The sequence below is a fragment of the Halomonas korlensis genome (genome assembly GCF_900116705.1).
In the GTDB taxonomy this organism is placed as follows: Bacteria; Pseudomonadota; Gammaproteobacteria; order Pseudomonadales; family Halomonadaceae; genus Halomonas; species Halomonas korlensis.
The window spans coordinates 59,349-72,016 of sequence record NZ_FPBP01000001.1; the positions used below are offsets into that span (position 1 = coordinate 59,349).

Genomic DNA, 12,668 nt, shown 5'->3' on the forward strand with positions numbered 1-12,668 from the left:
CTACCCAACGTGGAGAACGCCTTGAGTACACGTTTCCTTGACCATTTCTTTGAGCCCCGCTCTATTGCAGTGATCGGCGCCTCCGAAAAGCCTCACTCACTGGGCGGGCTGGTGATTCGCAATCTGCAGGAAGGGGGCTTTCCCGGGACCCTATGGGCCGTCAACCCCAAGGGCTATGAAAGCGTGTTTGATGTGCCATGCGTCAAGCGGGTGTCGCGCCTACCATCGCCGCCTGATCTGGCAGTGATCTGCTCACCGGTCTCGACGGTGCCGGGAAGCATTGCGCGCCTGGGGCGTTTCGGTGTCAAGGCGGCCCTGGTGCTCTCCGGTGGGCCGCACCTGGATGATGAGCTGGACGGCAAGGGATCGATACGCAGCCGAATGCTTGGTGCCGCCCGCATGTCCGGTATCCGGGTGCTAGGCCCCGAGTGCATGGGCCTGATCGTGCCGGGCAACAAGCTTAATGCCTCTTATGCCAACCGTTCCGTCAAGGTGGGGCGTGTGGCCTATCTCGGGCAGTCGGGAATGTTGGGTACCGCGATGCTGGATTGGGCGGCAGGCCGGGGCATCGGATTCTCCCATCTGATCACGGTGGGCGACAGTGTCGATGTCATGCTGCCAGATCTGATCGATTACATTAGCCAGTTTTCTCCTACCCAGGCGTTGCTGCTGCACCTGGAGCGCATACTCGACGCCCAGCATTTCATGACGGCGTTGCGCGACGCTTCGCGCAATCGTCTGGTGCTGGCCATCAAGAGCGGGCGCTCCGTGGAATCCGATCTGACCGGTTTGCCACCGACCCCGGGTATCGCCAACCGAGACCAGCTCTTCAATGCCGCCTTTGCCAGGGCCGGGGTGGTTCGGGTCAACGACTCCGATGAGTTGTTCGATGCACTCGAGACCCTGTCCCGCATGAAGCCGTTACGCGGTGATCGCCTGGCGATCGTGTCCAATGGCCTGGGGCCGGCGCTGCTTGCCATCGACAAGTTGATCAGTACCGGCGGTCGCCTCGCGGCCTTCAATGAGCAGACCTGCCGCGCCTTGCTTGACGGCAATGTCGACATGAGTCGTCCGGGCGAAAACCCGGTGGATCTCGGAGGTAACGCGACGCCGGAGACCTTGGTGGACGCTGTGGAAATCGTCGCCGCTGATCCTGGCGTGGATGCCGTGTTGGTCGTGCATGCCCCGACCCGCATGGCACCATCAAAAACCACGGCCCAGGCAGTCGTTGCCAACCGCAAGCGTTTCAGGCGCAATCTGCTGACCAGTTGGATGGGGCTCGAGGAAGCCATCTCGGCTCGCCACGAATGCAACCTGGCCGGCATTCCTACTTATATTTCACCGGAGCAGGCGGTGAAGGCCTTCATGCACATGGTCGTCTATCAGCGTGTTCAGGCACTGCTGCAGGAAACGCCGCCGAGTCTTCCATTTACCACCACCCCTGATATTCGTGCCCGCTGCCGCACGCTGATCGAAGAGGCCAAGGCGGCAGGGCGGGAGTATCTGTGGCATCGCGAAACGGCCCAGGTGATGGAAGCCTATGGCATCCCCGTGGCGCCTAGTCGTTATGTAACCAATGCTCAGGAGGGCAGACACGCCGCGCTGGCGTTCGATGGGGCCATGGCGCTCAAGGTGGTGCATGAGGGTAATTCCCGTCCCTTCCGCTATCGTAACCACCCTCACAAGATTTCCGCTGGCCTGCTTCAGGACCTGACGACGCCCGAGGAGGTCGCCGAGGGCGTGTCACGCCTGGCGGAAAAAGTGAGCGAAAAGTATCCCTCGTTCGAGATCCGCGAGTATTGCCTGCAGCCCATGCAACGCGGGATGCATTCCATGCAGCTTTGCGCCGGCATCACACGCGATCCCATCTTTGGTCCGGTGGTGGTCTTCGGCATCGGCGGTTACAAGGCCAATATCCTGGCCGATCGACAGGTGGCGCTACCCCCACTCAATATGCGCCTGGCCCGGGACATGGCGGGGCGCACCCATGCCGCACGCTTGATTCAGGAGCATTCGAGTGATCCCGAGCGCGACATGGAGCGGATCTGTCAGCTACTGGTCAAATTGTCGCAGATGGCCAGTGATCTTCTGGAACTCCGTGGCCTCGAGCTCAACCCGCTCTTGCTCAATCGCGATGGCATGATGGCGCTGGACTTTGCTATGGATCTTGGGTCCCCGGCGCGCTTCGCGATCATGCCCTACCCCGAAGAACTTCGAGAATGGGTCACGCTCAAGAACGGTTGGGAGGTGGAGATTCGCCCAATCCGGGCCGAGGATGCGCCGCTCATCACCCGCTTTCACACCTACCTTTCCGAGCAGAGCATCCGTTTTCGCTACTTCCACAACAAGGCTGACCTGACGCAGCGTGACCTGTCGACGCTTTCCCATATCAATTATGACCGCCAGATGGCCTTTATCGCCGAGCGTCTGTCCGATACTGGCGAGAAAGAGATGCTTGGCGTGGTGAGGGTCTGGAATGACCCCGACAACATCCGTACCGAGTTCTCCGTCATCATTCGCGATGACCTGCAAGGGCTCGGTATTGGGACGCTGCTGATGAAGAAGATGATCTGCTATTGCAAGAGTGTTGGCACCCTGGAAATGATCGGCAAGATCATGATCGATAACCACCCCATGCGCTCGTTGATGAAGCATCTGGGGTTCCGGATGCGCTACAACATGGAAGAGGAGGTGGTGGACGCGGTATTGCGACTCAACGAGCCAGCAAGCGAGTGGCAACGCCATCGCCTGGGAAGTCTGCCCGACTGAGCCGTTGGCCAGGCTGCCTCCTTCTGTGGGCAGAGGCAGCCCGGCAAGAAGGTCAGGGCGCCAGGCGGAAATGGTGCCAGGTGCCGTCACGCTGCTCGTAGCGGATGCGATCATGCAAGCGGCTGGGCTGGCCCTGCCAGAACTCGATCATGTGCGGGATGACGCGATAGCCGCCCCAATGGATGGGGCGCGGAATCTCCTGGCCCTCGTAGGCGCGCTCGAACCGCCGCTCACGCTCCTCGATCCAGGTGCGATTGGGGATCACCACGCTCTGGGTGGCAATCCAGGCGCCCAGCTGACTGGTACGTGGACGACTGGCGAAATAAGCATCGGACTCACTCTCGCTGATCTGTTCGACGCGTCCCTCGATACGGACCTGGCGAGACACCGAAGGCCACCAGAATACCAGCGCGGCGTGGGGCACATTCGTGAGCTCGCTGCCCTTGTGGCTGTGGTAGTTGGTGTAGAAGACGAGCCCGCGCTCATCGAGGCCCTTGAGCAGCACCACTCGGGCGTGAGGAAACCCTTGGCTGTCCACGGTCGCCAGGGTCATGGCGTTGGCATCGAGGCCCTCGCTGTCCAAGGCAAGGGTCAACCACTCGTCGAACAATGCCATGGGGCTGTCGATGGCCTGGTCTTCATCCAGCCGACCCCCTTCGTAGTCGCGGCGAATATCGGCGATATTGCGTGTCATGGTGATCTCCATGGAGTGGGATTCTAACCGATCGCCTGAAGCTGACGGCTTCGAAAGCGGGCGTAGCCCATGCAGCCGACAAACAGGGCCAATGAGGCGATGACCTCAAGCAGCCCACGCAGGCCGCTACCAGGCAGTGTGGCGATCATGACGCCCTGCGTGAAATAGAGCAGGCTGACAAATGCCAGCCAGGCATGGCCGCGTGGGCGGTGTGCGATGATCGAGGGCAGAAAAAGGACCAGCGGCAGCACAAAAGCGATGATGGGGGTGAGACTGCCCGAATCACTTTGAACCACCAAGCCCCGATACAGCATCAAAAGCAGTAATAGCGTAAAGCTGCCCACCACCAGGTGACGCGAACGTCGTGTCAGGTGATCAAGTCCCTGGCGGGCCTCGAGCCTTTCAAGCCATTGCCTCATGAGGCCTCCCGTCGCATGGCAGACAGTGCCAGGGAAAGCCTGGCAAGACGACGCCCCTGGGCGTGGATCATGTGGCGTTCATGCTCGTCCAGCGGACGGTCGCTGCGCTTGCCGGCAAGATGGCTGGCTCCATAGGGCGTGCCGCCACTGACCGTCTCCATGAGCTCGGTTTCACTATAGGGTAGACCGGCATACACCATGCCATGGTGCAGAAGCGGCAACAGCATGGACACCAGGGTGGTCTCCTGGCCGCCGTGCAGGCTCGCAGTAGACGTGAAGGCGCTGGCTGGCTTGTCGATCAAGGCGCCTCCGAGCCATAGCTCACTCGTCGTGTCGAGAAAATATTTAAGAGGCGCTGCCATATTGCCGAAACGCGTCGGGCTGCCGATGGCCAGGCCAGCACAATGACGCAGGTCATCGAGATCGGCGTAAACGGCACCTGTTGCAGGTATCTCCGGCTCGACCGCCTCGCAGGTGGCAGACACCGAAGGCACGGTGCGCAAGCGCGCCTCGATGCCGCGGCAGGACTCGATGCCGGCGGCGAACTGCTCGGCCATGGCACGCACGGCACCATGGCGAGAGTAATAGAGTACCAGCACGTAGGGGAGGGTATCGCTCATCGCAGATCCTTGGCGAAAACAAGCACGTATTGTAGAAGGATCAAAGGGCTGGTCACAACGCCGACGGCGCTGCGGCTGAGGCTTCGAGACGTCGATATACCCATGCCTCGCGACCATCAGACAGGTCGAGCCGGACGCGCTCGTAACGCAACCCCAGCCGTTCGTACCGATCGAGACGCGCAAGCTCCTCGGCGCTGACCTTGATCACCTCTCCCTCGACGCTTGCCTGCGGTGACGCGACGATATCGAGGGCATTGCGTTGGAAGCCATCCAGCGTCGCCGGGTGGGACTCACCGGCACGCCCCATGACCACCCAGCGCACAATCGCATAGCGCAAGGTACCATAGACGAAGACACGGTGAGGCCCCTCTGCCACGGGCTCGAGATGCGCCGGGGGGTCATACATGAAGGGGCTCAGCATGGTCAGCCATAGCCAGCCTGCCACGGCCAGACTGGTAGAGAGCAGCAGACCACTCAGCCATTTGATCAGTCGCATCGGCAGCCTTGTCGTGATGATTCAGGAGATCATCCTGCCATGCCACGCTGTATGGCTTAATCCTTTCTCCATGGCTTAAGCCTTACCGTGACCTTTGTTAGGATGAAAGGTCTCTCCGATGATCATGAGGTGCCCCATGAATCAGCCGAATCGAGACGATGTGAATTTCCGGGCACTGATGGACGATGTGCGCCCCCTCGACAGTGTCCGCAACCGCGCGGACCCCGGCCGCCCTCGGCTTGCCCCCAGCGAGTCGCAGCTGGCCCGGCGCGAGAGTGCGGCGGCCCAGGCAGATGGGCACGACTTCCTTTCCGATGACTTCGTGGACCTGGTGCCGCCGTTCGATCCGCTGGCGTTTCGCCGTGACGGCATCCAGCAGGGTGTCCTGGATCGCCTGCGTCACGGCGGCTACAGCGTCCAATCCCGTCTCCACCTGCTGCGGCGTCCCTTGGAGGAGTGTCGTCGGCTGCTCGCACCCTTCATACTGGAAGCCTATGCTCATGACCTGCGCTCGGTAATGATCGTGCACGGCCGTGGGCGCGAGATCGACAGTGCACCCAACGTGCTGCGCTCTTACCTGGCGAAATGGCTGGCTCAGTTCGATGAAGTACAGGCCTATGTCTCGGCCGAGCAGGCTGATGGTGGCCTCGGCGCGACCTGGGTAATGCTGCGCAAGAGCGAACGCGCCAAGGCGGCAAATCGGGAGCGTCAGCAGAAGCGGCGGGGCTGAGCGGCGCTGCCATCCCAGGGAGAATCCAGGGGGCCGACTTGCTCTTAGACCGTTGCCGGTTCGGCGTGGCGAGCACGTTCCCGCTCGCGGCGCCGAAACAACGGCTCCGGCTGGTCGACGCCCGGCTGGTAGGCGCGGCTGAAGATTTTGAGGTTGCGCAGGGCGTCTTCGAGCCACTGGTCCTCGCGCAGCGACAGGCCGTCAAAACCGCAGCGAGTCAGGAAGAACAACTGATCGACCAGAATGTCGCCAATGGCGCGAATCTCGCCTCGGTAGGCATAGCGCTCCCGCAACAGGCGAGCCAAGCTGTAACCGCGACCGTCGGTGAACTTGGGAAAGTCGATGGCGATCAGCGGCGCGTCCAGCAGTGTCTCCGCCAATGCCGGCGTCAGTTCGGTGCCGGCGGGTAACCAGGGCGCGCGGTCGGCGCCGCGCTCACCGTCGAGCCAGGCGGCCAGGGGCAGGATCGACTTGCCCTTGGACGGCACTTCCTCCTCTTCAAGGATTAACTGCCATTCGTCGGTGGCCGGATGGCCGGCGTGGATATAGGGGCGCGCTTGGATCATTTGCTCAGGCATAGACCCGCTCCTTAAACGGTTTAAGACCGATACGGCGATAGGTGTCCAGGAAGGTCTCGCCGTCACTGCGCTGGCCAACGTAGACCTGCAGTAGGGTATCGATCACATCGGGCACTTTCTCGCGGCTAAAGGAAGGACCGAGGATCTTGCCCAGCGAGGTCTCGTCGCCCTGGGCGCCACCCAGCGAAATCTGATACCACTCCTCGCCCTTCTTGTCGACGCCAAGGATGCCGATGTGGCCGACATGATGATGCCCGCAGGCGTTCATGCAGCCGGAAATATTGAGTTCCAGCGGGCCTAGATCATAGAGGAAATCCAGGTCCTCGAAGCGTTCCTGGATCGACTGTGCCACGGGAATAGACTTGGCATTGGCCAGGGCACAGTAGTCACCGCCCGGGCAGCAAATCAGGTCAGCCAGGGTACCCACTGTAGGGTTGGCTATGCCCAGCGCTTCCAGACGTTGCCAGAGTTCCTCGATGCGATCTACCGGCACGTCGGTGAGCACCAGGTTCTGCTCGTGGGTGACCCTCAGCTCGCCATAGCCGAAGTCGTCGGCCAGGTCGGCGATGGCTGCCATCTGCTCCGAGGTGACGTCCCCGGGCGAGTGGCCACGACGCTTGAGCGACAGCGTCACCGCCTTGTAGCCGGCTACCTTGTGATCGGTAACGTTGTTGGTGACGAAGCGCGCGAAGGCGCGGTTATCGTTACGCAGGCTTTCATAGGCCTCGATGGCCTCGGCCGGCACGTCGCGACGCGGTGGCTCGACGAAGTGATCGGCTACGGCCTCGACGGCGCCGGCGGTCAGGGTCTGGGGACCATCCTTGAGATGGGCCCACTCCTCCTCGACGCGGCGGCGGAACTCGTCGACACCCAGCGCCTTGACCAGGATCTTGATGCGCGCCTTGAACTTGTTGTCGCGCCGGCCGAACTGGTTGTAGACCCGCACGAGGGCTTCCAGGTAGGTCAGCAGGTGCTGCCAAGGCAGATCCTCGCGGACCACCTCGCCGATCATTGGCGTGCGACCCAGCCCCCCACCGGCGAGCACCCTGACTCGCACCTCACCGTCGTGGTCGCGCCACAGCCGCAGGCCCACGTCGTGGACCTGGATAGCGGCACGGTCCGCGGCAGCACCGGAAACGGCGATCTTGAACTTGCGCGGCAGGTAGGCGAATTCTGGATGAAAAGTAGACCACTGGCGGATCAACTCGCACCAGGGCCGTGGATCCACTTCTTCGTCCTTGGCCACGCCGGAGAACTGGTCGGTGGTCGTGTTGCGGATATCGTTGCCGCTGGTCTGGATGGCGTGCATCTGTACGCTGGCGAGCTCGGCGAGCATGTCCGGCACGTCCTCGAGCTTAGGCCAGTTCAACTGCAGGTTGGTACGGGTGGTGAAGTGGCCGTAGCCGCGGTCGTAGCGAGCAGCGATCTCGCCCAGCTTGCGCAGTTGGTGGGAGGCCAGCATGCCGTAGGGAATGGCGATGCGCAGCATAGGGGCGTAGCGCTGAATGTAGAGACCGTTCTGAACGCGCAGCGGCAGGAACTCGGCCTCGCTGATCCGGCCCGCGAGATAGCGCTCCATCTGGTCGCGGAACTGGTCGACGCGTTCGTTGACGAGTGTCTGGTCGTGCGAGTCGTAGCGATACATGCGGGCATTTCCTGCTGGTCGAAGCGGGTGAAGAGAGTGCCGTGGTGGCAACATACTCCTCTTCCGTTATTCTATGAAAGAATAAATAATCATAGAATTTAACTGAACAGTTATTAGTAGCGGGCTCAACCGACAAGACATGAGGACTCGCAACGGCTCTCGTTGCGATCACGCCGGGTCATAGGACAGCACGGGCGATAGCCAGCGTTCGAGCGTTTCAAGCGACATGTCCTTGCGCTCCGCCAGCGCCTCGACCTGGTCGCGGGTGATCTTGCCGGTGGCGAAATACTTCGAGCGCGGATGCGAAAAATACCAGCCCGCCACGGCCGCCGCGGGCCACATGGCGAAATTCTCGGTCAGCGCCAGGCCGCTATGGGTTTCCGCCTCGAGCAGGCGGAAGAGGGTAGCCTTCTCGGTATGGTCCGGACAGGCCGGATAGCCCGGGGCCGGCCGGATGCCTTGGTACTTCTCGTCAATCAGCGCGATGTTGTCGAGCTGCTCGTTGGGGACGTAGCCCCAGAATTCCTTGCGCACTCGTTCATGCAGACGCTCGGCGAACGCCTCGGCCATGCGGTCGGTCAGTGATTGGACCAGAATGGCATTGTAGTCGTCCCCGGCCGCCTTGTACTCCTCCGTCAGTGCTTCCACGCCGTGCCCGGCCGTGACGGCAAACCCGCCGATCCAGTCCGGCTTACCGCTCTCCTTGGGTGCGATGAAGTCGGCCAGGCTCTGGCAGACGCCGTCACGATTCTTGGTCGTCTGCTGGCGAATATGGTGCAGTCGCTCGATGACCTGATGGCGCGATTCGTCGGCATAGACTTCGATGACATCATCATCGACGCTGTTCGCTGGCCACAGGCCGATCACACCGCGGGCCTGAATACGCTTCTCATCGATCATCTTGCGCAGCATCGCCTGGGCATCGTCGAACAGGCTGCGCGCCGCCTCGCCGACCTTGGCATCGTCGAGAATCCGCGGGTATTTGCCGGAGAGCTGCCAGCTCATGAAGAAGGGCGTCCAGTCGATGCGTTCGACCAGCTCCTCGAGCGGGTAATCGTCGAACACCTCGAGACCGGTAATGGCAGGCCGAGGAGGTGTATAGCCTGCCCAATCCATCTCCGGTTTGCGCTTGCGGGCCTCTGCGTAGCTCAGGTTGGCTGCCTTGGGGCGGCGCTTGGCGTTGCGCTCGCGCACCTTCTCGTAGTCAGCGCGGATATCGGCAACATAGGTTGCCTTCAGGCCGGGGGAAAGCAGCTTGCCGGCCACGCCGACGGCGCGCGAGGCATCGGTGACGTAGATCACCGGATGCTCATAGCCGGGCTCGATCTTCACCGCGGTATGGGCCTTTGAGGTGGTGGCGCCACCGATCAGCAGTGGCGTCGAGAATCCTTGGCGCTGCATCTCCTTGGCGACATGGACCATCTCATCAAGCGAAGGGGTGATCAGCCCCGACAGACCGATGATGTCGGCGTTTTCCTCACGCGCGACGCGCAGGATCTTCTCCGCCGGCACCATGACCCCGAGGTCGATCACCTCGTAGTTATTGCACTGCAAGACAACGCCGACGATGTTCTTGCCGATGTCGTGAACGTCGCCTTTCACCGTGGCCATGACGATCCTGCCCTTGGCTTGGGTATCTTCGCTCTTCTCGGCTTCGATGTAGGGAATCAGGTAGGCCACCGCCTGCTTCATCACGCGCGCCGACTTGACCACCTGCGGCAGGAACATCTTGCCGTCCCCGAACAGGTCGCCAACCACATTCATACCATCCATCAGCGGGCCTTCGATCACTTCGATGGGCCGCGTCGCCCGCTGACGGGCGAGTTCAGTGTCTTCCTCGATGTAAACCGTAATGCCCTTGACCAGCGCGTGTTCAATGCGCTTTTCGACTTCCCAGGAGCGCCACTCCAGGTCTTCCTTTTTCTCCGGACCACTGCCGTCGCCCTTGAACTTGTCGGCGATCTCCAAAAGACGTTCGGTGCTGTCGCTGCGACGGTTGCGAACGACATCTTCGACGGCTTCACGCAGCTCGGCCGGCAGGTCGTCGTAGACCGCCAATTGACCGGCGTTGACGATGCCCATGGTCAGACCGGCGCGGATGGCGTGATAGAGGAACACCGAGTGGATCGCCTCGCGCACCGGGTTGTTGCCCCGAAACGAGAACGACACGTTGGAGACGCCGCCGGACACCATGGCATGCGGAAGATGCTCGCGGATCCACTGAGTGGCCTCGATGAAGTCCACGGCGTAGTTGTCGTGCTCCTCGATGCCGGTGGCGATGGCGAAGATGTTGGGATCGAAGATGATGTCTTCAGGCGGGAAATCGATCTCGTCGACCAGAATGCGGTAGGCACGCTGGCAAATCTCGGTCTTGCGGGCGAAGGTGTCGGCCTGGCCCTGCTCGTCGAAAGCCATCACCACCACCGCAGCGCCGAAACGCCGGCAGGCAGTGGCCTGCTCGCGAAAGGCATCCTCGCCTTCCTTCATGGAGATGGAGTTGACCACCGCCTTGCCCTGTACGCACTTCAGGCCCGCCTCGATGATCTCCCACTTGGACGAGTCGATCATGATCGGCACCCGGGCGATATCCGGCTCGCCGGCGATCAAGTTGAGGAAGCGCACCATCGCCTCCTGGGACTCGAGCATGCCTTCGTCCATGTTGATATCGATGATCTGGGCGCCGTTCTCGACCTGCTCGAGCGCGACCTCGAGCGCCGTGGTGTAGTCCTCGTCAACAATCAGACGCTTGAAGCGCGCCGAGCCGGTGACGTTGGTGCGCTCGCCGACGTTGACGAACAGCGAGTCGGCCTCGATGTTGAAGGGCTCGAGGCCCGAGAGACGACACGCGCGCGGCCGTTCGGGAACCTGGCGCGGCGGCAGTCCTTGGATCGCCGCATGGATCGCGGCGATGTGCTCCGGCGTCGAGCCACAGCAGCCACCGATAATGTTGACCAGGCCGCTCGCGGCGAACTCGGAAACGATGGCCGCCATCGCCTCCGGGGTCTGGTCGTATTCGCCGAACTCATTGGGCAGTCCGGCGTTGGGGTGGGCCGAGACAAAGGTGTCGGCCTTGCCGGAAAGCTCGTCGATATAGGGGCGTAGCTCTTCGGCACCCAAGGCGCAGTTCAAGCCGATCGAGAAAGGGCGTGCGTGGCGAACCGAATTCCAGAATGCCTCGGTGGTCTGACCCGATAGCGTGCGCCCGGAGGCATCGGTGATCGTGCCTGAGATCATCACTGGCAAACGCTCACCGCGTACCGCGAACAGTTCCTCCAGGGCAAAGATGGCTGCCTTGGCGTTGAGGGTATCGAAGATCGTCTCGATCATGATCAGGTCGGACCCACCCTCGATGAGCGCCTCGGCGGCCTCATAATAATTCTCACGCAACGCATCGAAGGTGACATTGCGCTTGGCCGGGTCGTTGACATCTGGCGACAGCGAGGCGGTGCGTGAGGTCGGCCCCAGCACGCCGGCCACATAGCGTGGCACGCCGGTTTCGGCGCTTACGGCATCACAGACGGTACGGGCCAGCCTCGCCGCCTCGCGGTTGAGCTCCGGTACGATGGCTTCCATGCCGTAGTCGGACTGCGACAAGCGTGTACTATTGAAAGTATTGGTCTCGACGATATCGGCACCAGCCTCCAGATACTCCCGGTGGATACGCGTCACCAGGTCGGGGCAGGTCAATGCCAGCAGGTCGTTGTTGCCCTTGAGGTCGCTTGGCCAGTCGGCGAAGCGCTCACCACGAAATTCCGCTTCGGACAGTTCGGCATTTTGCAACATGGTGCCCATGCCGCCATCGAGCATGAGAATGCGGTGTGACAAGCTGTCGGTGAGTGTGGCGGTCAGGGCAGTGGGAACGGCGGCCATGGTTCGAGGCGATCTCCAGGTGAACAGTGCAAACGCCGGCAAGCCAGGCGTAAAGACAGCCTCCAAGAGTAACAAAAAGGCTTACCGGAGGGCAGGGGATGAGCTTTGTGCGGGCTTCGACTAATCCCGAGCAAAACAGTCGGGATTGTCTCATTCGACATGCTGTCTTACCATATGGGTATTGATATGGGTGTCGCCGACTACATTCTTGCGCCGCCCCACGAACCTGAACAGCGAGAATCTCATGAGCGAGAGCATCCAGATTACCGACAGCGCCCAAGACTATCTTGCCGAGCTGCTCGAGAAGCAGAACGTCGAAGGTATCGCGGTGCGCATCTTCATTACTCAGCCCGGCACCCCTTACGCCGAGACATGCCTGGCCTACTGCCGCCCCGGCGAGGAGGAGCCCAGCGACGAGCGTCTAGAGCTTGCCAAGATCGCCGTTTACCTGGACAAGAATAGCCTGGCCTTCCTTGATGAAGCCGTCGTCGATTTCAATGCCGACCGCATGGGCGGGCAGCTGACCATCAAGGCGCCCAACGCCAAGATGCCCAAGGTCAACGCGGACAGCCCCCTGGAGGATCGGGTCAATTACGTGCTCTACAGCGAGATCAACCCCGGTCTTGCCGCACACGGAGGCGAGATCAAGCTGATCGAGCTCACCGACTCGCAGATTGCCGTGCTGTCCTTCGGCGGTGGTTGCCAAGGGTGTGCGGCCGTCGATATCACGCTCAAGGACGGCGTCGAGCGCACCCTGCTGGAGCGCATTCCAGAGCTTGGCGGTATTCGCGACGTGACAGATCACACGGACACCACCAACGCCTATTACCGGTAGTCCGCGTGTAAG

At 61.7% G+C, this 12,668-nt stretch carries 10 protein-coding genes; 3 read left to right on the top strand and 7 right to left on the bottom strand.

All coding sequences use genetic code 11. The annotated features are described in order from the left end of the window. Positions 1-21 precede the first annotated feature (21 nt). Positions 22-2,769 (top strand): bifunctional acetate--CoA ligase family protein/GNAT family N-acetyltransferase, encoded by a 2,748-nt coding sequence (locus BM341_RS00285; protein ID WP_089791761.1) that lies wholly within the window; start codon positions 22-24, stop codon positions 2,767-2,769. A 52-nt stretch (positions 2,770-2,821) separates the two neighbouring features. On the opposite strand, the gene pdxH is transcribed toward BM341_RS00285, so the two are convergent. Genes pdxH through BM341_RS00305 form a run of 4 tightly spaced genes read right to left on the bottom strand, consistent with a single transcriptional unit; the run spans position 2,822 to position 4,998 of the window. Continuing rightward, complete coding sequence (pdxH, locus tag BM341_RS00290; RefSeq protein ID WP_089791763.1) at positions 2,822-3,463, bottom strand: pyridoxamine 5'-phosphate oxidase; 642 nt, start codon at positions 3,461-3,463, stop codon at positions 2,822-2,824. 23 nt (positions 3,464-3,486) lie between these two features. Next, positions 3,487-3,882 (bottom strand): DUF2069 domain-containing protein, encoded by a 396-nt coding sequence (locus tag BM341_RS00295; RefSeq protein ID WP_089791765.1) that lies wholly within the window; start codon positions 3,880-3,882, stop codon positions 3,487-3,489. Continuing rightward, positions 3,879-4,502 carry an NAD(P)H:quinone oxidoreductase gene (gene wrbA, locus BM341_RS00300; protein WP_089791767.1) on the bottom strand — a complete coding sequence of 208 codons (624 nt, stop codon included), beginning with the start codon at positions 4,500-4,502 and terminating at the stop codon, positions 3,879-3,881. Before wrbA ends, BM341_RS00295 begins: the two co-directional genes overlap by 4 nt. Positions 4,503-4,554: 52 nt before the next feature. After that, positions 4,555-4,998 (bottom strand): gamma-glutamylcyclotransferase family protein, encoded by a 444-nt coding sequence (locus BM341_RS00305; protein ID WP_089791769.1) that lies wholly within the window; start codon positions 4,996-4,998, stop codon positions 4,555-4,557. Between the two features lie 136 nt (positions 4,999-5,134). On the opposite strand from BM341_RS00305, the gene smrA reads away from it, so the two are divergent. Next, positions 5,135-5,728, top strand: coding sequence for a DNA endonuclease SmrA (gene smrA / locus BM341_RS00310; RefSeq protein WP_089791771.1), 594 nt, complete (start codon positions 5,135-5,137; stop codon positions 5,726-5,728). 44 nt (positions 5,729-5,772) lie between these two features. Here smrA and BM341_RS00315 read toward each other — a convergent pair whose 3' ends face one another. The 3 genes from BM341_RS00315 to metH form a co-directional block, all read right to left on the bottom strand. Continuing rightward, positions 5,773-6,306 carry a DUF934 domain-containing protein gene (locus BM341_RS00315; protein WP_089791773.1) on the bottom strand — a complete coding sequence of 178 codons (534 nt, stop codon included), beginning with the start codon at positions 6,304-6,306 and terminating at the stop codon, positions 5,773-5,775. Then, positions 6,299-7,951: a nitrite/sulfite reductase gene (locus BM341_RS00320; protein WP_089791775.1), complete on the bottom strand. Its 1,653-nt coding sequence runs from the start codon at positions 7,949-7,951 to the stop codon at positions 6,299-6,301. The genes BM341_RS00315 and BM341_RS00320 overlap by 8 nt, the downstream gene beginning before the upstream one ends. Before the next feature lie 168 nt (positions 7,952-8,119). Next, on the bottom strand, positions 8,120-11,821 hold the full coding sequence (gene metH / locus BM341_RS00325) for a methionine synthase (protein ID WP_089791777.1): 3,702 nt from the start codon (positions 11,819-11,821) through the stop codon (positions 8,120-8,122). Between the two features lie 244 nt (positions 11,822-12,065). On the opposite strand from metH, the gene nfuA reads away from it, so the two are divergent. Continuing rightward, positions 12,066-12,656, top strand: a complete 591-nt coding sequence (gene nfuA, locus BM341_RS00330; protein WP_089791779.1) for a Fe-S biogenesis protein NfuA — start codon at positions 12,066-12,068, stop codon at positions 12,654-12,656. The last annotated feature ends 12 nt before the right edge of the window (positions 12,657-12,668 follow it).